Annotated in this window: 16 protein-coding genes, 1 tRNA gene and 4 pseudogenes; 13 read left to right on the forward strand and 8 right to left on the reverse strand. The window is 51.3% G+C overall.

The features are described from left to right. Nucleotides 1-4: 4 nt before the first annotated feature. From tssI to IB222_RS03675, 5 genes and pseudogenes are all read left to right on the forward strand, one after another. A complete protein-coding gene (gene tssI, locus IB222_RS03655; RefSeq protein WP_149384565.1) occupies nt 5-2,146 on the forward strand; it encodes a type VI secretion system tip protein VgrG in 2,142 nt (713 codons plus the stop codon). Nucleotides 2,147-2,213: 67 nt separating this feature from the next. Continuing rightward, nucleotides 2,214-6,443 (forward strand): annotated as a pseudogene (locus IB222_RS03660) (RHS element core protein). Nucleotides 6,444-6,834: 391 nt separating this feature from the next. Next, on the forward strand, nt 6,835-7,179 hold the full coding sequence (locus IB222_RS03665) for a hypothetical protein (RefSeq protein WP_149384566.1): 345 nt from the start codon (nt 6,835-6,837) through the stop codon (nt 7,177-7,179). Nucleotides 7,180-7,186: 7 nt separating this feature from the next. Continuing rightward, a complete protein-coding gene (locus tag IB222_RS03670) occupies nt 7,187-7,468 on the forward strand; it encodes a hypothetical protein (protein WP_149384567.1) in 282 nt (93 codons plus the stop codon). A 366-nt stretch (nt 7,469-7,834) separates the two neighbouring features. Continuing rightward, nucleotides 7,835-8,415 (forward strand): annotated as a pseudogene (locus IB222_RS03675) (ISAs1 family transposase); the annotation flags it as partial. Here IB222_RS03675 and IB222_RS03680 read toward each other — a convergent pair. Then, entirely contained in the window at nt 8,381-8,800 is a 420-nt protein-coding gene (locus IB222_RS03680) for a SymE family type I addiction module toxin (protein ID WP_223240784.1), read from the reverse strand. The pseudogene IB222_RS03675 and the gene IB222_RS03680 sit on opposite strands and share 35 nt — an antisense overlap. Before the next feature lie 3 nt (nt 8,801-8,803). Between IB222_RS03680 and IB222_RS03685 the strand changes: the two are divergent. The 5 genes and pseudogenes from IB222_RS03685 to IB222_RS03705 all read left to right on the forward strand — a co-directional run. Continuing rightward, nucleotides 8,804-8,926, forward strand: a pseudogene (locus IB222_RS03685) (transposase family protein); the annotation flags it as partial. A gap of 139 nt (nt 8,927-9,065) precedes the next feature. Beyond that, a complete protein-coding gene (locus IB222_RS03690) occupies nt 9,066-9,242 on the forward strand; it encodes a hypothetical protein (protein ID WP_348925664.1) in 177 nt (58 codons plus the stop codon). Beyond that, nucleotides 9,169-12,201, forward strand: a complete 3,033-nt coding sequence (locus IB222_RS03695; protein WP_348925665.1) for an RHS repeat domain-containing protein — start codon at nt 9,169-9,171, stop codon at nt 12,199-12,201. The genes IB222_RS03690 and IB222_RS03695 overlap by 74 nt, the downstream gene beginning before the upstream one ends. A gap of 21 nt (nt 12,202-12,222) precedes the next feature. After that, nucleotides 12,223-13,209 (forward strand): tetratricopeptide repeat protein, encoded by a 987-nt coding sequence (locus IB222_RS03700; RefSeq protein WP_149384568.1) that lies wholly within the window; start codon nt 12,223-12,225, stop codon nt 13,207-13,209. Nucleotides 13,210-13,289: 80 nt separating this feature from the next. Then, nucleotides 13,290-13,761: pseudogene (locus IB222_RS03705) on the forward strand (RHS repeat-associated core domain-containing protein); the annotation flags it as partial. Nucleotides 13,762-13,859: 98 nt separating this feature from the next. Here IB222_RS03705 and IB222_RS03710 read toward each other — a convergent pair. From IB222_RS03710 to IB222_RS03720, 3 genes are all read right to left on the reverse strand, one after another. Then, nucleotides 13,860-14,642, reverse strand: a complete 783-nt coding sequence (locus IB222_RS03710; protein WP_149384612.1) for a hypothetical protein — start codon at nt 14,640-14,642, stop codon at nt 13,860-13,862. Nucleotides 14,643-15,285: 643 nt separating this feature from the next. Then, nucleotides 15,286-15,361, reverse strand: a tRNA-Phe gene (locus IB222_RS03715). Between the two features lie 105 nt (nt 15,362-15,466). Then, nucleotides 15,467-16,174 carry a DUF554 domain-containing protein gene (locus IB222_RS03720; protein WP_003825390.1) on the reverse strand — a complete coding sequence of 236 codons (708 nt, stop codon included), beginning with the start codon at nt 16,172-16,174 and terminating at the stop codon, nt 15,467-15,469. 468 nt (nt 16,175-16,642) lie between these two features. Between IB222_RS03720 and IB222_RS03725 the strand changes: the two genes are divergently transcribed. After that, on the forward strand, nt 16,643-18,778 hold the full coding sequence (locus IB222_RS03725) for an ornithine decarboxylase (protein ID WP_126956591.1): 2,136 nt from the start codon (nt 16,643-16,645) through the stop codon (nt 18,776-18,778). 52 nt (nt 18,779-18,830) lie between these two features. On the opposite strand, the gene IB222_RS03730 is transcribed toward IB222_RS03725, so the two are convergent. From IB222_RS03730 to mutY, 4 genes are all read right to left on the reverse strand, one after another. Continuing rightward, nucleotides 18,831-20,087: a nucleoside permease gene (locus tag IB222_RS03730; RefSeq protein ID WP_008785778.1), complete on the reverse strand. Its 1,257-nt coding sequence runs from the start codon at nt 20,085-20,087 to the stop codon at nt 18,831-18,833. A gap of 210 nt (nt 20,088-20,297) precedes the next feature. Next, nucleotides 20,298-21,383 carry a membrane-bound lytic murein transglycosylase MltC gene (mltC, locus tag IB222_RS03735; RefSeq protein WP_003825397.1) on the reverse strand — a complete coding sequence of 362 codons (1,086 nt, stop codon included), beginning with the start codon at nt 21,381-21,383 and terminating at the stop codon, nt 20,298-20,300. A gap of 86 nt (nt 21,384-21,469) precedes the next feature. Next, entirely contained in the window at nt 21,470-21,739 is a 270-nt protein-coding gene (locus IB222_RS03740; RefSeq protein WP_003027126.1) for an oxidative damage protection protein, read from the reverse strand. A 27-nt stretch (nt 21,740-21,766) separates the two neighbouring features. Then, nucleotides 21,767-22,819 (reverse strand): A/G-specific adenine glycosylase, encoded by a 1,053-nt coding sequence (gene mutY / locus IB222_RS03745; protein WP_128611816.1) that lies wholly within the window; start codon nt 22,817-22,819, stop codon nt 21,767-21,769. A 160-nt stretch (nt 22,820-22,979) separates the two neighbouring features. Here mutY and trmB point away from each other — a divergent pair, with 160 nt between their 5' ends. After that, a complete protein-coding gene (trmB, locus tag IB222_RS03750) occupies nt 22,980-23,699 on the forward strand; it encodes a tRNA (guanosine(46)-N7)-methyltransferase TrmB (protein WP_003825406.1) in 720 nt (239 codons plus the stop codon). Further along, nucleotides 23,699-24,025 carry a YggL family protein gene (locus tag IB222_RS03755; protein WP_149384569.1) on the forward strand — a complete coding sequence of 109 codons (327 nt, stop codon included), beginning with the start codon at nt 23,699-23,701 and terminating at the stop codon, nt 24,023-24,025. Before trmB ends, IB222_RS03755 begins: the two co-directional genes overlap by 1 nt. Nucleotides 24,026-24,041 lie beyond the last annotated feature (16 nt).

Consider the following 24,041-nt stretch of genomic DNA (forward strand, 5'->3'; position numbering starts at 1 on the left):
ATTCATGTCTACAGGATTACGTTTCACACTGGAGGTGGACGGCCTGCCACCTGATGCGCTGGTCGTCATTTCATTTCATCTGAACCAGTCATTTTCCTCGCTTTTTTCTCTTGATGTCTCGCTGGTCAGCCAGCAACTTCTTAATATCGAATTCTCTCAGGTACTTGAAAAAACAGCCCACCTGAAAATCTGGCAGGGCACGGAGATACAACGTCGGGTGAAAGGTATCGTGACCTGGTTTGAGCAGGGGGAAAACGACGGCAACCAGATGTTATACAACATGCAGATACAGCCTCCTTTGTATCGCTCGGGTTTGCGGCAAAACTCCCGTATTTTCCAGAATGAAAATATTGAAACCATACTGGGAACGATCCTGAAAGAAAACGATGTGACAGAATGGAGTCCGTTGTTCAGTGAATCGCATCCGGTACGGGAGTTCTGCGTGCAGTTCGAGGAAACGGATCTCGATTTTCTGAGCCGGATGGCGGCAGAGGAAGGTATGTTTTTTTACGAGGAACATGCCCTCACCAGCGATGACCAGAGCCTGGTGCTGTGCGATACGGTAAGCTCCCTGCCGGAAGCCTTCGAAATCCCCTGGAACCCGAATACCCGAACTGAAGTCAGTACACACTGTATCAGTCAATTTCGTCACAGTGCGCAGATACGCCCCTCATCCGTTGTTGCCAAAGATTACACCTTTAAACGTCCCGGCTGGGCAGGGCGTTTTGAGCACGAAGGTGAGCATCAGGATTATCAGCGCACGCAGTATGAGGTCTTTGATTATCCGGGGCGTTTTAAGGGAGCGCACGGAAAGAATTTTGCCCGCTGGCAGATGGAGGGATGGCGTAACAGTGCTGAAATTGCCCAGGGAAAAAGTCGTTCTCCGGCAATATGGCCGGGGCGTCGCATTAGCCTGACCGGACATCCGCAGGCGAGCCTGAACCGGGAATGGCAGGTGGTTAGCAGTAATCTGCACGGTAGCCAGCCGCAGGCGGTGCCGGGGAGTCAGGGTGGCGGAACGACCATAGATAATCATTTTGCAGTGATCCCGGCAGACAGAACATGGCGACCACAGCCATTACCGAAGCCGAAGGTGGACGGCCCACAATCCGCCGTGGTGACGGGACCCGCGGGAGAGGAGATCTTCTGCGACGAACATGGCCGGGTACGGGTGAAATTTAACTGGGACAGATACAACCCTGCAAACCAGGACAGTTCGTGCTGGATACGGGTGGCACAGGCGTGGGCGGGAGCCGGGTTTGGCAATCTGGCGATCCCGCGTGTGGGGCAGGAGGTGATAGTGGACTTCCTCAATGGCGATCCGGATCAGCCCATCATCATGGGACGAACCTATCACCAGGAAAACCGCTCGCCGGGCAGTCTGCCGGGAACCAAAACGCAGATGACCATCCGTTCTAAAACGTATAAAGGCAGCGGATTTAACGAACTGAAGTTCGATGATGCGACAGGAAAAGAGCAGGTCTATATCCACGCGCAGAAGAACATGAATACCGAGGTGCTGAACAACCGTACCACCGATGTGACGAATAACCATGCTGAAACCATCGGCAATAATCAGGTGATCGCTGTCACCAATAACCAGATACAGACTGTGGGCAATAACCAGATCCAGAACGTTGGCGTCAACCAGGTGGAGACGGTGGGCAGCAACCAGGTAATCAAAGTAGGAACAAGCCAGATTGAAACTGTGGGGCTCCTCCGCGCCCTGAATGTTGGCGTGATATACCAGACCACGGTGGGCGGCATTATGAATACTTCGGTGGCCATGATGCAGTCCTCGCAGGTGGGTGTGAATAAATCGCTGATGGTGGGGATGGGGTACAGCGTTAATGTGGGGAACAAAGTGACCTTCTCGGTGGGGAAAACAAGGTCGGACAATGCCGGACAGACAGCCATTTATTCTGCTGGTGAACATCTGGAACTTCGCTGTGGTAAGGCCCGGCTGGTAATGACGAAAGACGGAAATATTTTTCTTAATGGGACAAAAATTGATCTGGAAGGGGCGGAAAGCGTTAATGGTGACGCGCTGATGATCAACTGGAACTGCGGTGCAACAGGAGCCGTGCCGGATGCGCCGAAGGAAGAGACACCGAAGCCGAAGATGCCTGATATGAGAGAGTTCTGATCGGTGAAGGATAAGTTTGCCAGTAAACGGGATAAAAAAACCACATCAGGATATTAAGGAGCAAGGTATGAGCGGAAAACCAGCGGCGCGTCAGGACGACATGACCATGTATGGTGGAAAAATAGTCCAGGGTTCAGCAGGGGTGCTGATAGGCGCGCCGACGGGCGTGGCGTGTTCGGTGTGTCCGGGCGGAATGACGTCCGGCGAGCCGGTGAACCCGATGCTGGGGGCAAAGGTATTGCCCGGTGAGACGGATTTTGTGCTGCCCGGCCCGCTACCGTTCATACTTTCCCGCGCCTACAGCAGCTACCGGACGAAGACGCCCGCGCCATCGGGGCTGTTTGGCCCCGGCTGGAAGATGCCCGCCGACATGTGCTTACAGATCCGTGAGCGGGAACTGATACTGAACGACAGCGGAGGCCGGAGCATCCACTTTGAATCCCTGTCGCCGGGCGAGTCGGCATTCAGCCGCAGCGAGTCGTTCTGGCTGGCGCGGTGCGGGGTACTGGCGCCGGATAAAAGCAACCCGCTGCACGAACTCTGGCAGACTCTGCCGGAAGATATCCGGTTAAGCCCGAACACGTACCTGGCAACAAACAGTATGCAGGGGCCGTGGTGGGTGCTGGGATGGCCTGAGCGGGTGCCGGGTGCGGATGAGGCGTTGCCCGCGTCGCTGCCGCCGTACCGTGTGCTGACGGGGCTGGCGGACAGTTACGGACGGACGCTGACGTATCACCGCGCCGCAGAGGGTGAACTGTCCGGGAGTGTCACCGGTGTGACGGACGGTGCGGGACGGCGCTTTCATCTGGTGCTGACCACTCAGGCGCAGCGTGCGGAGGCGGCACGCGGGGCGGGTTTACCCGCAGCACAGGCATATCCGGAGACGCTGCCTGCCACGGAGTACGGAACGGACAAGGGTATTCGCCTCTCACAGGTGTGGCTGACGCATGAGCCGGATACTGAGAAAGAGCAGGAGCCGGTGATGCTGTCGCGGTACGAGTACACACCGTGCGGTGAACTGCTGGAGGTGTACGACCGTGGCGGGGTGCAGGTACGCAGCTTCGTGTATGACCCGGACCATCCGGGACGGATGACGGGCCACCGGTATGCGGGCAGGCCACAGATGCGCTACCGCTATGATGAGACGGGGCACGTCACGGAGCAGTTAAATCCGGAAGGTTTGAGCTACCGCTACGATTATGAGAAGAGCCGCGTCACCATCACGGACAGCCTGGGACGGCGTGAGGTACTGCACACGGAAGGCGAAGGCGGGCTGAAACGGGTGGTGATGAAGGAGTTTGCTGACGGGAGCGTGACGCGCAGCGAGTTTGACCCGATGGGGAGGCTGAAGGCGCAGGCGGACGCGGCGGGACGGAAGACGGAGTACAGCCTGCACATGGCGTCAGGGATGGTGACGGCGGTGACGGGGCCGGACGGGAGGACGGTGCGGTATGGCTATAACAGCCAGCGGCAGTTAACGTCCACGACCTACCCGGACGGGCTGCGGAGCGCGCGGGAGTATGATGATAAAGGCAGGCTGACGGCGGAGACGTCGCGGACGGGTGAGACGACGCGGTACCGCTATGATAATCCGCAGAGCGAATTACCGTCCGGGATACAGGATGCGACGGGCAGCAGCAAGTCGATACGCTGGAATCGCTACGGCCAGATGGTGGCATTCACGGACTGTTCGGGGTATGAGACGCGGTATGAGTATAACCGGTTCGGTCAGACGACGGCGGTTCACCGTGAGGAAGGGCAGAGTGTTTACCGCAGCTATAACAGCCGGGGACAGTTAACGGCGGTCAGGGACAGCCAGGACCGTGAAGCCCGCTATGACTATAACGACGCAGGCGACCTTATCACGGTGACGGGGCCGGACGGGAGCCGGACTGAAACGCAGTTCGACGGCTGGGGAAAGGCGCTCAGTACCACGCAGGGCGGGCTGACGCGGCGGATGGAATATGATGTAGCGGGCCGTGTGATGTCGCTGACCAATGAGAACGGGAGCCAAAGCGACTTTACGTGGGACGAACTGGACAGGCTCACACAGCAGACGGGATTTGACGGGCGGGTACAGCGTTATGGCTATGGCCTGACGGGGCAGCTTATCCGCAGCAAGGATGAGGACCTGGTCACGCACTGGCATTATGATGACTCAGACCGCCTGACGCACCGCACGGTGAACGGAGAACCGGCAGAACAATGGCAGTATAACGAACAGGGCTGGCTGACAGAGCTGAGTCATCTCTGCGAAGGCCAGCGCGTGGCGGTACATTATGGCTACGATGACAAAGGCCGTCTTATCAGCGAACGGCAGACGGTAACGGACCCGGAAACGGGAACGCTGTTATGGCAGCATGAGACGCTACAGGGGTACAGTGAGCAGGGGCTGGCGAACCGGTTTAAGCCGGACGGTCTGCCGCCGGTGGAGTGGCTGACCTACGGGAGCGGTTATCTGGCGGGAATGAAGCTGGGGGATATGCCCCTGGTGGAATACACGCGGGACAGGCTGCACCGTGAGGTGTTGCGGCGGTTCGGCGCGGGCGCAGCACCAGAACCGGGTGCTTACGAACTGACCACCACTTACACGCCAGGCGGACAACTTCAGCAGCAACACCTGACGCAACCACAGCTCAACCGGGAGTACGGTTACGATGAGGGGGGCAGGCTGGTACGCATCAGTGGCGCACAGCAGACGAGGGCGTACCGCTACAGCGACAGCGGGCGGCTGACCGGGGTGCATACCACCGCCGCAAATCTGGATATAACCCTGCCCTACGCCACGGACCCGGCGGGAAACCGGCTACCGGACCCGGAGTTTTACCCTGAGAGCAGCAGCAGGGTATGGGCGGATAACCGCATCACGGAAGATATGCAGTACCTGTACCGGTATGACAAATACGGCAGGCTGACGGAAAAAACGGACCGCATCCCGGAAGGCGTGGTTATCCGGATGAACGACGAACGGACGCACCGGTATGAATACGACAGCCAGCACCGGCTGGTTCACTATGTGCGCACGCAGCACAACACCATCCAGGCGGAAGGGCGGTATCTCTACGACCCGCTGGGCCGCCGGGTGGGTAAGCGGGTGTGGAAGCGTGAACTCGTTCACTGGAGCGACATGCGGAGGGAACTGTCGGCCAGGCCGTATGAGACGTGGTACGGCTGGGAGGGAGACAGGCTGACGACCATCCAGACCGGACAGGGCCGCGTCCAGACGGTGTATGCGCCGGGGAGCTTCACGCCGCTGGTGCGCATCGAAACGGATAATGCAGAGCTGGAGAAAACGCAGCACCGGAGCCTGGCGGAGAAGCTGTCACAGGAAGGGAGTGAGGACGGCTAGGCGGTGCAGCTCCCTGCGGCGCTGAGGGCGATGCTGGACAGGCTGGAGGGAGAGCTGAGGCGCAACACGGTGAGTGAAGAGAGCAGGCAGTGGCTGGCGGGATGCGGGCTGACGGTGGAGCAGATGGCGGGGCAACTGGAGCCACACGATGAGCCGGAGAGAACGCTGCATCTTTACCACTGCGACCAGCGGGGACTGCCGCTGGCGCTGATTACGCCGGATAACCAGGTGGCGTGGCGTGCAGAGTATGATGAGTGGGGAAACCTGTCGGGTGAGGAAAACCCGGCGCACCTGGAGCAGGTGATACGACTGCCGGGGCAGCAGTACGATGAGGAATCGGGGCTGTATTATAACCGGCACCGGTACTATAATCCGGGGCAGGGAAGATATATCACACAGGATCCGATAGGGCTGAAAGGCGGGTGGAATTTATATCAGTATCCGTTGAATCCGGTACAGCTTATTGATCCTTTAGGTCTAAAAGATGTAGTTGCTGTTGTTTGGGGACGTAGAGTTTTGGATAAATCTGTTGGCCATGTGTTTTTGGGGGATTCAGATAGTAATGTATATACGAGTAGCTTCCCAACACCTCATGGGAAGCATGGAGTAAATACAACCAAAAATTGGGTTAATACCCAAATAGCCGAAGGACGAACACCTGATGGTATTTATCTTATCTCTGTTCCAGATGATGATGCTTTTGATAAAGCAGCAAAAGATGAGCGAGATAAAGATTCTTGGGATTGGTATTCAAATGAGGCAAATGAAACAAATTGCACTGTTCAGGCATATAAGGCTTTAAAAGCTGGAGGGGTTAAATTATCCACCCCATGGGTGGCTCCATGGTCTCCAAATGATTTTTTGGATGAAATGAATGATTTATCTAAACAAAAAAATAGTGGAGTAACTAAACTTCCAATGCAATGGTGGGCAATGTATCCTGAATAGATGATCCTCGAACTTTATTTTTATGGGCATATTTATATGCCCATTGTTTTGATCTTTTGAGTATTGCATTATGAAAAATACACTCAAAGTATTGCCTGTGGCTTTTGTGTTAATATATACAGTTGTGTTTTTATTATTATTGGATTTTTCAAGGTTATATGAATCAGCCTGGATTATTGCGGTCATAACTATCCCCTTGTCAAGTGTGCTTTACAGTATAATTAGTATTTTTCACATCTCAAGGAACATAATTTTTGATATTGCATTTTTGTATATTATAGGGTGTATTCAATATGGTGTTATTGGATATATATGTTCTAAAATAATCCATGTTTTGGTGATTTTTATAAAAAATAATAAGTGATGTTGTTTTTATATAAGAGGCTGGAATATGTATATTTATCCTCTGAATCCTGCTAATGAAGTTGATCCGCTTGGTTTATGTCCTCCGGGAAGGCATCGAGCTACAAAGGATGAAGCCCAAAAAATATTAGATGCAGCGAATGCCAGAATACAACTAAACACACATCCTTCGCGTCGTGCGTATACGGCTCAGGTATGTAATCAGTTTGTTGACCGTTCAATTAATGATGCTTTTCCTAATGTTATTCAAGGGGAACCGAATACGACACTGATAAGATCTGGCGCAGAATATTTTAGTGAGGTGGATGCTCCAAGTGTTGGTGGCTTGGCTTTGCTATCAAATTATATTGCATACATACAGTTGGGGGAATGATGCAAATTTGAAAGGATGGAATTTAGATCAACCTATCGATCTAAAAACAGCCAGAGAGGCATTGGATAATAGCTTGGCTCAACCAACTTTGGCACCAAGTCATTGTGTAGAGCAAGCGTATACCGAATTAAACAAAAAAGAAAATGAACATATTAATTTATTCATTACGAGGAATTGTAAGCAGGAAACAAGCAAACTATTATTTAAAGCAATGGCCATTTGTACTAATAATAAATGGGGAGCATCTCCATTCCCACCGAAACCTGGTATGTATGGATATTCATATTAATTATGAAGAATTTTTTTATGGTTTTATTGACAAGCATAACAATCAGCGTTGTGGCTGTGGTTATTTATGCTATATCTATTATCTTATGGGGTAAGGCGGTGCATTTTGGCTATATTAGATTATTTTTTACATCAAGTGTTATTGGTGGCGGGTATTTAATGCCTATTTTATCCATATAAATAATGGTGGTTTTTTACAGTATTTTTTATGGCATCATTACTTCCTTGATTATATTTTTCTTGATCGGATTTGCCATTGTAAATATATATGGCTCATAGCGTTACAACTCAATCATAATGAAAGTTGGGTTAGAGTATTAACTTCCCCCGAATTTTATTATTTTAATTCTCTTTCATCACATTATTTATTCCTGTCCATGATACTCTTGCCAGAGTGGTCGCCTGCATTAACCCTAAAAAATTCCATGAATGCTTCATTAACTGGATGCGAGACTGTCATTCATCTGAAGATGGAGATATTATTGCTATTGATAGAAAAACACTTCGTCGCTCTTATGACAAGAGTCGTCGCCGTGGTGCGATTCATATGATAAGTGTATTCTCAACAATGAACAGTATGGTGTTAGGACAGATAAAAACAGATGAAAAATCCAATGAGATTACAGCTATTCCCGAGCTACTTAACATGCTGGATATCAAGGGTAAAATCAGAACTACGGATGCAATAGGATGCCAGAAAGACATTGCATAGAAGATCCGTAGCCAGGGTGGTGATTATTTATTTTCGGTAAAAGGCAACCAGGGGCGATTAAAAAAACATTTGAAGGAAAATCTCCGCTGAAGGAACTAAATAATCCGAAGTATGACAGCTATGCTACAACTGAAAAGGGTCATGGAAGAGAGGAAACCCGGCTTCATATTGTCAGTGATGTTCCGGATGAGTTAATTGATTTTACGTTTGAATGGAAGGATTTAAAAAATATGTGTAGGCGACATTCATGCCTTCAATACAGCCCCACAGTTCGCGGGTATTTTGTGGCGTAATAACGATGTAGTCTTTCATGACCCTAATTTTAACGGGCATTCCGTTAACAAACCCGGCCTGTGGTATCCACTCGCCGTATAAGTGAACCACACGCCCTTTAACGCGCGAGTAAAATTCGCAGTGGCTGAAATCTGGCACGGTATTAGGGCTGCGTATCGATCTCACTTTTTTCGCGGATTTTATCGGGCAGGGATTTTCTGGCTGATGCTCATCGTGATCAACGGGGATCGTAAGAGCGGCATCAGTATTTCGGGGAACAGAAAGCAAATTGCAGTCAGGGGTGAGGGTAGTAGCCTTTAGCATTGCTAATAAAAATAAAAAGGACATCAGATGAGCATTCAAGGTTTGCCTGATTATCTTTATATTATTCCTGATGTACGGCAGCAAGAGAAAGTTAAATACAAATTATCCGATATTTTATTTCTTACTGTGTGTGCTGTCATTTCTGGTGCTCAAAATCATTTTCGTTAAATATTGCCTTTGAATGTTTGCTGTCATGGTTAATACAGCGTCAGTCTGTTTCATACGGATATATGACCGTGGCGGGGCACAGGTACGCACCTTTGAATATGACCCTTCGCACCCAGGACGAATGACGGGCCATCGCTATGCGGGCAGGCCGCAGATGCGCTACCGCTATGATGCGTTAGGCCGGGTGGAAGAGCAGCTTAATCCGGAGGGCTTAAGCTACCGCTATGCGTATGAAAACAATCAGGTGGTTATCACAAGACACCCTGGGACGGCGGGAAGTGCTGCACACGGCAGGTGAAGGTGGCCTGAAACGGGTGGTGATGAAGGTGTCAGCCGACGGCAGCGTGACGTGCAGCGAGTTTGACCCAGCAGGCAGACTGAAGGCGCAGACAGACGCGGCAGGACGGCGGACGGAGTACAGCCTGCACATGGCATCGGGGCTGGTGACGGCGGTGACGGGACCGGACGGGAGGACGGTGCGCTATGGCTACAACAGCCAGCGGCAGTTAACGTCCACGACCTTCCCGGACGGGCTGCGGAGCACGCGGGAGTATGATGAGCGCGGCAGGCTGACGGCGGAGACGACGCGGACGGGTGAGACGACGCGATACAGTTATGACAGGCCGGACAACGAGCTACCGACGGGGACAGAAGATCCCACCGGAAGCCACAGGGCGATGGGCTGGAGCCATTATGGTCAGATACAGGCGTTCACGGACTGTTCGGGATATGAGACGCGGTATGAGTATGACCGGTTTGGCCAGATGACGGCGGTTCATCGTGAGGAAGGGCTGAGTGTTTACCGCAGCTATAACAGCCGTGGACTGTTGACTGCCGTCATGGGTAGCCAGGGACACGGGACTCATTATGACTATAACGACGCAGGCGACGTAACCACTGTCACCGGGCCGGACGGGAGCCGGACTGAAACGCAGTATGACGGGTGGGGGAAAGCCCTTAGTACCACACAGGGCGGACTGATGCGGCGGATGGAATATGATCTGGCGGGCCGGGTGATAGCGCTGGTGAATGAGAACGGGAGCCGGAGTGAGTTTACCTGGGATGCGCTGGACCGCCTGACACAGCAGACAGGCTTTGACGGCAGGGTGCAGCGTTATGGCTATGACCTGACTGGGCAGAGGGTGCGCAGTGAGGATGAAGACCTGGTGACGTACTGGCGCTATGATGCGTCAGACCGCCTGACGCACCGCACAGTGAACGGCGAACCGGCAGAGCATTGGCAGTATGATGAACACGGCTGGCTGATTGAAGTGAGCCACCTCAGCGAAGGGCTGCGGGTGGCGGTGCATTACGGTTATGACGACAAAGGCCGTCTTGTCAGCGAACGGCAGACGGTAACGGATCCGGATACGGGAATACTGCTGTGGGAGCATGAGACACAACAGGAATACAGTGAGCAGGGACTAGCGAACCGGTTTAAGCCGGATGGTCAGCCGCCGGTGGAATGGCTGACGTACGGGAGCGGTTACCTGGCGGGGATGAAGCTGGGGGATATGCCGCTGGTGGAGTACACACGGGACAGGCTGCACCGTGAGGTGCATCGGCGGTTAGGCACGGGTGCAGACGCCTGTGAACAGAGCACCACCTATAACCTCGGCGGACAGCTTCAGAGCCAGCGCCTGAACCACCCGCAGCTTAACCGGGAGTACGGTTACGATAATGCCGGACGGCTGGTGCGCATCAGCGGGCCGCAGCAGACGAGGGAGTACCGCTACAGCGAAGCCGGACGCCTGACCGGGGTGCATACCACGGGGTCCGGCCTTGACATCACCCTCCTTTATGCCACCGACCCGGCGGGAAACCGTCTGCAAGACCCGGAGTTTTACCCTGAGAGCAGCAGCAGGGTATGGGGGGATAACTGCATCACGGAAGATGCGCAGTACCTGTACCGCTATGACAAATACGGTAGGCTGACAGAGAAGACGGACCGCATCCCGGAGAGGGTTATCCAGAAGCATGACGAGCGGACGCACCGATACGAATACGATAACCAGCACCGGCTGGTCCACTATGTGCGCACGCAGTATGGCGAGACGCAGGCGGAGGGGCGGTATGTGTATGACCCGCTGGGCCGCCGGGTGTGTAAACGGGTGTGGAAGCGGGAACCTGTTCACTGGAGCGACACGCGGATGGCACTGTCAGCCAGGCCGTATGTGACCTGGTACGGCTGGGAAGGGGATCGGCTAACAACCATCCAGACGGCACAGAGCCGCGTCCAGACGGTGTATGCGTCGGGGAGCTTCACGCCACTGGTGCGCATCGAAACCGGTGCAGAGGAGCTGGAGAAAACGAATCACCGTAGCCTGGCGGAGAAGCTGGAGCAGGAAGGGAGTGAGGATGGCCAGGCGGTGCAGCTTCCGACAGCGCTGAGGGCGATGCTGGACAGGCTGGAGGGTGAGCTGAGGCGCAACGCGGTAAGTGAAGTGAGCCGGGCGTGGCTGGCGGGATGCGGGCTGACGGTGGAGCAGATGGCGGGGCAACTGGAGCCACACGATGAGCCGGAGAGGAAACTACATCTTTACCACTGCGACCAGCGTGGTCTGCCGCTGGCGCTGATTACCCCGGACAACGCGGTGGCGTGGCGTGCGGAGTATGATGAATGGGGAAACCTGTCGGGTGAGGAGAATTCGGAGCGACTGGAACAGCTGATACGGCTGCCGGGGCAGCAGTATGATGATGAGTCGGGGCTGTATTACAACCGGCACCGGTATTACAATCCGGGGCAGGGGCGGTATATCACGCAGGATCCGATAGGGTTGATGGGGGGATGGAATCCTTATACTTATCCGTTGAATCCCGTACGGTTTGTAGATCCATCAGGGTTGCAGGGTATTGGATCTTTTGGCAAAGGGTATGCCGATTACTGTGGTGCTATGAGTTCAGCAGTGACCCGACTGTCTCCAGAAGATGCAGAAACTGTCAGATATAATATGGAAACAATGCATAATGTTTATAATCCATTGTCTGAGTTTGTATTTGGGGTGAGTGTAGGCGCCCCTCTTATTAGTATAAATGCTCTGGAACTTGGAGCAGCCACGCCAATCACTATAGCAGACAGAAGTGCAGCTTGTATTAATGATGTAGCTAATGCTCTGATTGTTGAGGGAGAAAACGACGCAAAGAATCTAACTTTGACATGCGCAAAATCTTTTTTTAATAAAGACTCAGGCTTCTTACAAGGAAAAGTATCTGATTTTCTCATCGATAGCTTATTTTCATACAAACAAAAACAGTGAGCCATATATAAGAGTTGCATCATGAAAAAACATATTTTCGTGTATCTGGTGATTTTCGGTATTATAGTAATTTTCTTGACAATGTTTCACGGTATTAATACAAATGATGAGCTAACTCACAAAGACAAAAAAGTAAATAACTTACTTAACTGTCAGCATGTTAGCGAACTCGAAGAACAAGCTAAACAGGGAAGAGCATCCGCACTATCCGAACTTGGTTTTTGCTACGAAACTGGACAAGGTGTAGACAAAAACTATGAAAAATCTTTTGCTCTTTATAGTAGGTCAGCAAAACAAGGATATGGCAACGCGCAGTTTAATATTGGGAATGCATACAGACATGGCAGAGGGGTAACTCAGGATTATCAAAAAGCAATCGAGTGGTATCAGAAAGCTGCTGGGCAAGGTATTATAAAATCTCAAGTTGTTCTGGGTAATATGTATATAAGTGGGCAAGGTGTGCCTGTGGACAGTAATAAAGCTATTAAGTGGTATGTAAAAGCAGCTCAAAATAATGACACTGCCGCGATGAATAATTTGGGTAATATATATAGTGATGGCGTTAATATTCCGACAGATAACCAAAGAGCCGAGGACTGGTATCTAAAGGCTGTTGCTCTTGGCTCAATGAGTGCAAGAAATTCACTGGGTGTTTTTTATGGAAGAGGATTAGGACGCCATCCGGACGATCGTGATAAAGCTCTACCGCTAGTCGAAGCATCTGCATGTCAGGGATATGCTTTAGCACAAAGTAACCTCGGTTCATTTTATATGGAAAATGATGGAGAAGTATCTGTAGATTATAAAAAATCTTACGCATGGTATTACGTGGCTTATATTAATGGTGCAAGAAATGTCAAAAACGAACTTAATTTACTAACAAAAAAAATGAATAAAGAAGAACTCATTGACGCAAAAAAAATGGCAGCAGAGTACAGTCAAAAATATCGTTCATCTCCGCTTGAGAATGATATCTACAAGTCTCAAACAGAATGTAAATATCCTTAATTGAAGGTAAACATCCAGCGACGGTGTATTGTTTCCTGTCCCCGTAACTACCATTCTTATCCTACTGATTTCTCAGTTGCAACCTGGCGAAGACGTTATAGCAGGGCGGAAGTGAGGATGGCCAGGCGGTGCAGCTTCCGGCAGCGCTGAGGGCGATGCTGGACAGGCTGGAGGGTGAACTGAGGCGCAACGTTGTGAGTGAGTGAGGAGAGCCGGCAGTGGCTGGCGGGATGCGGGCTGACGGTGGAGCAGATGGCGGGGCAACTGGAGCCACATCATGAGCTGGAGAGGAAAGTGCATCTTTACCACTGTGAACAGCGGGGTCTGCCGCTGGCGTTGATAGGCCAGGGCGGTACCATTGTCTGGCATGTGGAGTATGACGAGTGGGGCAACCTGCTGAATGAGGATAATCCGCACAACCTTGAGCAAAAGATTCGTCTGCCGGGGCAGCAGTATGATGATGAATCGGGGCTGTGCTATAACCGGCACCGTTATTATGAGCCATTGCAGGGAAGGTATATCACGCAGGACCCGATAGGGCTGGAGGGGGGGAATCTTGCCCTGCTGCTCCAGCCCGCCAGGGCAGGGGCAGCAGGTACGCCGGATTTGCTGACGCGCCACTGCAAGTCAATAACGGCAGCCAGGACGGATCACTGGTAACGGTTTACCAGGTCTTTAACCATTGACGCATAGGCTTTTTGCTTAAGCTGCGAAATCTGTTGTTCAGTCGCTATGTCTGCAGCATTTTTTTTCCCTGACAGCGGTAGTAGTACTTTATCTTCATAATTGACCGGTGACCAAGTGGCCCATTCACCCGTAGCCACGTCTACCAGAGTGAAACGCACCAGATAACGTAGTGATGTATTGTCGATTAGTTTTTCATTTTTATAATCTGACCAGACTATGCTTTTTGTCGCAGCGTCATATTTGCCTGACTGCAATGTATCCTGATAAACGATGATTGCTTTCTGATGCCCTTTTGCAGCGATATAACGCAATGCCTGCATCCAGTTCATGTTTTCTACAACAGCAATATCCTGGCTCTCGTCTTTATTTTTATCTTTATTACAAGTCACGGTCTTTTGCCTGTCCGGGATACCGGAGAAGGTTGCGACGGTATAATATCGATTCATTTCCTGCTGCATGATGGCTTCCGGTGCTCGACTACCGGACTGTACCAGAATAACAGGAGAATTCAGAGGTACGTGAAACACATTCCCTTCCAGCGCGGCCTGGATCTCCTCTTCGGACACCGCCAGCGTAGTTTCATTGCCAAAAATATCCTTGTCCGTCAGTTGCTGTGCTGAAGCAGTCTTACTTACGCCGTTCTCTGTCCGTGCCCCTGCTTTCTTTACATCAATAGGAGAGTGTGGCGCGCAGCCAGCCAGCAGAAATACTGCTGTACATAAAAATACTGCTGACCTGGAATTCATATTTGCATCCTCAATGGCGTTAGGTGTTTCCTGCAATTATTTATCTGAAAACTCAAACTGAATTATACACATGAAATAAAGACCTAAAAAGAGAATTGCTTTTTATTAAAACATTCAATTAAATAATGATTAAGGGTTTTGTATGCGTTATTTAAATATATACTATCCTATTGCAGAGTACAGTTTATCCATGTGGGGCTGGCTGGCAGTATTATTGGGAGGGTGGTAACAGTACGAAGAATTTTGGGGGGGGGATGCAATATTCGGGAGCAAAACTATATTATTGCCTTAGCATTGATGCAGGTTTGTTCTCCTGAATGAATTTAAGCCGGAAATACATAATGAAAATTCTGCAATATACAACATCAGAGTAAGACAAGAAGCGTCTCCTTCGGATCAGATTTTAAGATTTCGGGTATGCAGGTGGGGGGCTGTGTGTCTCAACGTTCTGGATTCGCCTATGGTCGCTCTTTCAGTTGTGTGTTGCCGAGAAAGGTAGATGCCAGCAGCTTACGCGTGACTTCTGCCAATCTAATTTGTGTATAAAAGTAGACGAATTGGAGGTGAGCAGTTGTCGGAGTTCGATAGAGAGCCCGTTTCGCCAAAAGCAAAAAACCCGCCATAGGCGGGTTCTTCTAAATAGTGGTGCCCGGACTCGGAATCGAACCAAGGACACGGGGATTTTCAATCCCCTGCTCTACCGACTGAGCTATCCGGGCAACGAGGCGCATTAAAACCGATTCGCTTCGTTTCGTCAACGAAATTTCTTCAAATCAACGCAGACTGCACAATCTATCACCACATTGTTGCTATTGCACGCATTCTCAGGCAAAAAATGCCGTCCACGCGGCGGAAAGCGGCATTGCCAGCAGAAGGGCAGGAAGCATATTCACAACCGCAAACATTTTGATTCCACAAATACGTAAACCGGTTGCCAACAACAGCAGTCCACCTACGGCGCTGAAATCGGCCATCATGGCTGGCGTCGTCAGGGGCAAAATAAGTGCTGCGCAGGTGGCAAGCGTTAGCTGGATTGCCAGCATTGGTACACAAATTGCCGATACCGCGATACCTAATGAACAGGCAAAAATGATGGCCGTGAAGAAATCAAGAAACGACTTCGCGATTAAAATATTCGGGTCGCCGGTCATCCCTTCATGTATCGCCCCGAAGATCCCGGTACCACTGGCGCAAAATAGCACGATGATGGCCACATAGCTCTGGATGAAGGATTCGTGTGTGGTGTTGGCATCCGACCGGGTGAAAAGCTGCTGCGCTTTGGCAACCGCGGTATTGATCCCTTTTTCCAGATAACAGAACTCGCCAATTAATGCACCGACTAACGTAGCCAGGACCATCACCGGTAGGTTAGCGCACTTGATAACCAGCAAAATACCAATTCCCAAAGAGCACAGTCCGAATATGGAGGTCATGGAGGCACGAATGCGTTCCGGTAAATGCTGGCTGAGTAGTGCGCCGAGAACACCACCAAATAAAATGGCGCCAGCATTAATAAAGGGTCCAATTACCACGTTTGCTCCTGCATACCCATTATCGTCTTGATGCTAAAGGCAATTCTCTGGGTAAAATATGTTTTCAGATTGCATTATTATGCCGCGATTGACAGGCGAAATGCTTGTTTATCTGTGAGGTTCAGGCTCCGGATTTTATCTTGCGCCTGAAAGTGAAAGGTGCCATGATTGCGCGAATTTTCTCCTGTCTGAATGGGGCTGCCTGGGATGATATTACTCCCCCTACATCGCCTTCAACATCGCCTTTTTGCGCGACGTTTGCCCCTTCCTGCGACTTATCTTTACGCTCCCTCCATGCGGTGAGGGCAGCGCACGCTCACTGCAGGATAACAGTAAAATCAGAGGCTATCTGCTTTTACTGATGTCTGGCGGTCGGGGCTGGTAACCAGTTTGACCTGTCATTTCGTGGGCAAAGCAATGTGGCTTTGTCCGGGACTTTTGATTTTCCCGAAACGGGTTATTGCGCTTATGAAATCAATGAAAATTGCCGCCAGTGGAGAACTGGTTTCTCGTCTGTCCAGCCATCGTCAGGTGGTGTCGCTGGACAGTACTGATTTTACTGACGTTGCGGCAGTCGTCATTACCGTTGCGGATAGCCGCAGCGGGATCCTTGCTTTGCTGAAACGCACCGGTTTTCATATACCCGTGTTTCTGTTCGCAGAGTCGGATGTTGATCTGCCGGCGGGCGTGAATGCGGTCATTCGCGGTCAGGCGCAGGACTGGCTGGAGCTGGAGTCTGCTGCCTGTCAGTATGAAGAAGATTTGCTGCCGCCGTTCTATGACACGTTGACTCAGTATGTCGAGATGGGGAACAGCACATTTGCCTGCCCAGGACATCAACACGGTGAGTTCTTTAAAAAGCATCCCGCGGGGCGCCATTTCTACGAGTTCTTTGGTGAGAATCTGTTTCGCGCGGATATGTGCAACGCCGACGTTAAGCTTGGCGATCTGCTGATTCATGAAGGCTCGGCGAAACATGCGCAGAAATTTGCTGCGAAAGTTTTCCACGCGGATAAAACCTACTTTGTGCTGAACGGGACCTCTGCGGCCAATAAAGTAGTAACCAATGCGCTGCTGACGCGCGGCGATCTGGTGCTATTTGACCGTAATAACCATAAGTCGAACCACCACGGTGCGCTGATCCAGGCGGGTGCGACGCCGGTGTATCTGGAAGCGGCGCGTAATCCGTTTGGCTTTATTGGCGGCATTGACGAGCACTGCTTTGATGAGGAGTATCTGCGCCAGCAACTTCGTGATATTTCGCCGCAAAAGGCAGAACAACCGCGCCCGTTCCGTCTGGCGATTATTCAGCTCGGCACTTATGACGGTACGATCTACAATGCCCGGCAGGTGATCGACAAGATCGGTCATCTGTGTGATTACATCCTGTTTGACTCAGCATGGGTCGGCTACGAACAATTTATTCCGATGATGGCCGATGGGTCACCGCTGCTGTTGGATCTCGATGCTAACGATCCGGGGATCTTTGTCACCCAGTCGGTACACAAACAGCAGGCCGGATTCTCGCAAACCTCGCAGATCCACAAAAAGGATAACCATATTCGCGGTCAGGCGCGGTTCTGCCCGCATAAGCGTCTGAATAATGCATTTATGCTGCATGCTTCTACCAGTCCGTTTTACCCGCTGTTTGCGGCGCTGGACGTTAACGCCAAAATCCATGAAGGCGAGAGCGGTCGTCGGCTGTGGGCGGAGTGTGTGACGCTGGGCATTGAGGCCCGTAAAGCGATTATTACCCGCTGTAAGATGATTCAGCCGTTTGTTCCCCCGGTAGTCGATGGCAAACCGTGGGAAAGCTATCCGACGCAGGTGATTGCCAGCGAGCGTCGCTTCTTTAGCTTCGAACCAGGTGCTAAATGGCATGGTTTTTCCGGCTACGCGCGCGACCAGTATTTCGTTGACCCTTGCAAACTGCTGTTAACCACTCCGGGCATTGACGCACAAACCGGGCAATATACCGAGTTTGGTATTCCGGCGACGATTCTGGCGCATTACCTGCGTGAAAACGGCATCGTGCCGGAGAAATGCGACCTTAACTCGATTCTGTTCCTGCTGACCCCGGCAGAAAGCGCAGAGAAACTGGCGCAACTGGTGGCGATGCTGGCGCAGTTTGAGCAGCATATTGAAGACGATACGCCGCTGGCAGATGTGCTGCCAACCATCTTCAATAAGTATCCGGTACGCTATCGGGATTACACGCTGCGTGAACTGTGCCAGGAGATGCACTCACTGTACGTCAGCTTTGATGTGAAAGATCTGCAAAAAGCGATGTTCCGTCAGGAAAGTTTACCTGCCGTGGCGATGAACCCACAGGATGCGAACAGCGCTTTTATCCGTGGTGATGTTGAACTGGTGCGGATTAGTGAAGCAGCTGGCCGCATTGCGGCGGAAGGTGCGCTGCCTTATCCTCCGGGCGTGCTGTGCGTGGTACCGGGCGAAGTATGGGGTGGGGCGGTACAGCAATATTTCCTGGCGCTGGAAGAGGGCGTAAACCTGCTGCCAGGCTTCTCGCCGGAGCTGCAAGGTGTTTACAGTGAAACGGATACAGACGGTATTAAGCGCCTGTATGGATATGTTGTGAAGTAAGCGCAAAAAAAGCGGGTTACCTTTTGGCAACCCGCTTTTCTCTGCGTAAAAGTTAGTGCGCGATAGTCTGGGTGCCTGCTGGAACGCGTACGTGTTTGTATTTAAACAGCGCAACGAAGGCAAAAGCCAGAACCAGCGAGTAACCTGCGAAGATCAACCACACGGTCTGCCAGTCGGTAATACCGTTCAGCGTATAGTGTTCAACGACTTTACCGCTCACCAGTCCGCCCAGAATACAACCGAAGCCGTTGGTCATCATCAGGAACATACCCTGTGCGCTGGCGCGGATTTCAGGGCGTACTTCTTTCTCCACGAACACAGAACCAGAGATGTTGAAGAAGTCGAAGGCGCAGCCGTAAACAATCATCGACAGAACCAGCAGCACGGTACCGAACGGCGTTGGATCGCCGTAGGCAAACAGGCCGAAGCGCAGCATCCACGCCACAATACTGATAAGCATCACGTTCTTAATACCGTAACGGCTTAAGAAGAACGGGATGGTCAGGATAAACAGCGTCTCGGAAATCTGTGAAATCGACATCATCACCGATGCGTGTTCCACGATAAAGCTACCGGAGAACAGCGGGTTGTTATCGAAGCTGTGCAGGAAGGTGTTACCAAACATATTGGTAATCTGCAGCTCTGCGCCCAGCATCATTGAGAAGATGAAGAAAATCGCCATACGCTTGTTTTTAAACAGCGCGAAAGCATCCAGACCGAGCATTGATGTCCAGCTCTGGTTTTTCTGCTGATTGGCAACCGGAATATGCGGCAGCGTCAGGGTGAACAGTACCAGTACCAGGGACAATGTCGCACCGATATACAGCTGCATATGGCTCAGTTCAAAGCCGGAGAAGCTCACGGCCCACATCGCCAGAATAAAGCCGATGGTGCCCCAGATACGAATTGGCGGGAAGTCGGTAACGATATCCATCCCGGCAGATTGCAGGCGATAGTAGGAGATGGTGTTGATTAGCCCCAGTGTTGGCATATAGGCCAGGGAGTTAAGCAAGATCACAAAGAACATGGCCCCTGGCGTGGTGACTTCGGCTGCGGCAAACAGCGTTCCTGCGCCGACCAAGTGGCAAAGGGCGTAAACCCACTTCGCACTGATCCATTTATCGGCCACGATCCCTAACAGCGTTGGCATAAACACGGCGGCGATCCCCAGCGAGCTATACACCGCGCCAATGGATGCACCATCGAATTTAAGGGTGACAAACATATAGGAGCCGAGGGTAGTGAGCCAACTACCCCATAAGCAGAACTGCAGAAACGAGAGAACTTTCAGCTGCAGCTTAAGATTCATGTTAATTTCCTCACACCGTAATGCGGATGAATGTTTTAAAAGGCACATTTGCCGTGGCTATATGATGTGATTCTATCAATGAGAGGCACTCTTTTTTTGTTACCTGTGACAAATATTTGCAAACAATTTCTGATTGCAAAGCAAAAGAGTGATGGAGTTAACATTTTTGGTGCTTCAGGCCCCCGTTTTAGGGGGCTGAAGAGGGATACATTAGTGGCGTCGATATGATTTTTGTGCGGAATTGACCTTGTAAAGGTATCGGCGTGATTCAGCAGAGGGATGTCGGGTGGTCAGCGTTTGATAAACGTCACCTGGAGACATGCTGTTAATGATATTTGCGGCCTGAATTTTATCGTTCGAGAACACGCGTAGCACGCTGCCCGCACCGCCGTTATACGCGGTGATTACCGCATAGCGACGTGAGGTCGGATTATCGATACCGCCCAAATAGACATTGTTGAGCATTGCCAGATAGGCCGTACCGGTATCAATGTTACTGGCCGGATCAAACAAGAAGCTACGGCTCGGCGTGCCTGAGCGCCCTTGCGAGCGGAATACATCTTTCCCTGCGCTGTGCTGTACCACCTGCATCAGTCCCAGCGCATCGGCATGGCTCACCGCATACGGGTTAAACGAGGATTCGGTTTGCATGATAGCCAGAATCAGCGACTCGTCGACGCCATACTTACGTGAAGCCTGACGCACCATGCCAACGTATTTATGCGCGCGCTTATCAAGGTGGTTCGGCACCAGATTGATCGTCACGCTATAAATGATACGCAGGCCATTGCTGCGGCTTTTAAGCCGTGTTTGCAGCAGGTAGTTGGCAAAGTTGGTGGCTCGCCCCTCCCAACGAATGGGCTGGCCGGTATTATCAACCACCTGTCCGTACAGGAATGGTTCTTTGGAAATCTTAATGTCGTCGACATCGGAATAGAGGTCGATAGAACCCGGATCATCGCCCATCAGCAATGTCTTGATAATCGCTCGACGCAGGTGTCCAGCGGGATCTGTCCCGGCAATGGTCTCGACGGTTATCGTACCGTCATCAAAGTTGATGTGGCTGCGGGTTTGATACTGATCGGTATACTTGACGTAGTCCTTCGGACCCGCAATCAGCACTTCCTTAAATCCCCACAAATTCTCAATATTATGGGCAAATTGCCCCATCAGAATATCAAAACCGTTGGTATCCTTGACCCAGGCTTCGTTATAGGAATCGCCTTTTTTGGTCGAACTGGAACAGGAGATGAGCAACGGCGCAATAACGGCAAGCGCGAGAAATTTTTTCATCATTCCGGGAGTGCGTGTTGTGTTTGTTGTTTGCAAGGACCAGATTAAAACGTAGGCCGGATAAGCGCAGCGCCATCCGGCAACGGTTCTTATGATTCTGGCGTATAGCCTTCAATATGCACATCCTTACCTTCAAACAGGAAGTTAATCATCTCCTGTTCCAGTAACTTACGGTGTTCGACGTTCATCATATTGAGTTTTTTCTCGTTAATCAGCATGGTCTGTTTATGCTGCCATTGCGCCCATGCTTCTTTAGAAATCTCGTTATAAATGCGTTTTCCCAGATCGCCCGGGTACAGCTGAAAATCCTGGCCTTCTGCTTCGCGTTGCAGGAAAGTGCAAAAAATCGTTCTGCTCATAAAAAGTCCTCTCTATCGTCCGGTACGTTAAACGTGTGTACCGGCACGTAATTGCTGTAACAAACGCTCCACGGGAGCCGCCAGTCCGACCGACGGCGGTTGCGCTAAGTTATACCAGAGCGCGTTGCCTTCATCCATGCATGAGGTGAATGAAGACACGGGAAGCCACATAGGCACAATATCTAAGTGGAAATGGCTAAAGGTATGGCGAAACGCATTAAGTTGGGTCAGATTATCTGCGTTAATTTGTCGTTGCGCCAGCCAGTTGCGCAGTCCATCTTCGTCGTCAAACTGCGGAAAACAGTATAAACCACCCCATAAGCCGCTGGGCGGTCGCTGTGCAAGCAGCACTTCGTCATCATGCTGCATCAGTAAAAAATAGCCCGTTCGTTCCGGTAGCGTCTGTTTGGGCTTTTTACCGGGATACAGCGCCCAACTTGCATTGGCGCTCGCCACACAGCCATTTTCCAACGGACACAGGGAACATTTAGGTTTTGAGCGCGTACAGACCATGGCGCCTAAATCCATCATCGCCTGATTAAAACGCTCAACACCCTGGGCCGGCGTAACTTGCTCACTCAGCTCCCACAGCTTCTTTTCGACCTCTTTTTTACCCGGCCAGCCGCTTACAGCATAACAGCGAGCCAGCACGCGTTTGACGTTACCGTCGAGAATCGGAAAATGCTGACCCAGAGAGAGAGAAAGGATCGCGCCTGCGGTTGAACGTCCGACGCCAGGTAGGGCGGCTACTTCATCAAAGGTTTGCGGAAATATACCGCTATGCAGCGTCACAACCTGCTGCGCGGCTTTATGCAGATTACGCGCACGGGCGTAATAACCCAGCCCGGTCCACAAATGCAGAACTTCATCCAGCGGCGCATGGGCTAAATCCGTTACCGTTGGGAAGCGCGCCATAAAGCGCTCAAAATAAGGGATAACGGTCGCAACCTGAGTTTGTTGCAGCATTACCTCAGAGAGCCATACTTTGTAAGGCGTCTTGTCAATTTGCCAGGGCAGCGTTTTCCGCCCGTATTTGTCGTACCAGCTCAAAACCTGAGCCGAAAATTGAGACGCTTGCATGATTACCGTTTCATTATTGCCGGGGGCAAGATTGCAGCACAGCGGCAACGGGGTGTAAACCGGAACTTTCCGCTGCTCACTTTCTTCCTTTACTTGCATCCGGCAACTAACTTTGGATAATGCCCGTTTTCAGAACTCAAACACAGCAGACTAAACTTTTATGAAGAACGACGTCATTTCACCGGAATTTGATGAAAACGGCCGCCCTCTGCGCCGGATTCGTAGTTTTGTTCGTCGCCAGGGGCGACTGACGAAAGGGCAGGAACACGCGCTGGAAAACTACTGGCCGGTGATGGGCGTTGAGTTCAGCGAAGAGCCTGTAGATTTCGCAGAACTGTTTGGCCGTGACGCGCCAGTCACGCTGGAAATCGGTTTTGGTATGGGAGCGTCGCTGGTTGCAATGGCGAAAGCGCGTCCGGAACAGAATTTCCTCGGCATTGAGGTTCACTCACCTGGCGTTGGTGCGTGTCTGGCTTCAGCCCATGAAGAGGGTGTCGAGAACCTGCGCGTCATGTGCCATGATGCCGTTGAAGTCCTGCATAAAATGATTCCTGACAATTCTTTATCTATGGTTCAGCTGTTTTTCCCTGACCCATGGCATAAAGCACGTCATAATAAACGCCGTATCGTTCAGGTACCGTTTGCTGAGCATATCTTAAGTAAGCTGAAGCTGGGCGGCGTGTTCCATATGGCGACCGACTGGGAAGCGTATGCGGAGCACATGCTTGAAGTGATGTCCTCGATTGACGGGTATAAAAACCAGTCAGAGAGTAACGATTATGTACCGCGCCCGGAATCGCGCCCGGTAACCAAATTTGAACAACGTGGTCATCGTCTTGGCCACGGCGTATGGGACTTAATGTTCGAGAGGGTGAAATAATGGCAAAGAACCGTAGCCGTCGTCTGCGTAAAAAAATGCACATCGACGAATTCCAGGAAGTAGGATTTTCGGTTGCATGGCATTTCCCGGAAGGTACATCTGGAGAGCAGGTCGATCAAATCGTTGATGACTTTATCAATGAAGTTATCGAACCGAACAAGCTGGCTTTTGACGGCAGCGGCTATCTGGCCTGGGAAGGTCTGATCTGTCTGCAGGAAATCGGCAAATGCACCGAAGAACACCAGGCAATCGTGCGTAAGTGGCTGGAAGAGCACAAACTCGAAGAAGTGCGTACCAGCGAACTTTTCGATATTTGGTGGGACTAAGTAGCACAGGGTCGGC

Source organism: Citrobacter sp. C13, assembly GCF_014596815.2.
In the GTDB taxonomy this organism is placed as follows: Bacteria; Pseudomonadota; Gammaproteobacteria; order Enterobacterales; family Enterobacteriaceae; genus Citrobacter; species Citrobacter portucalensis.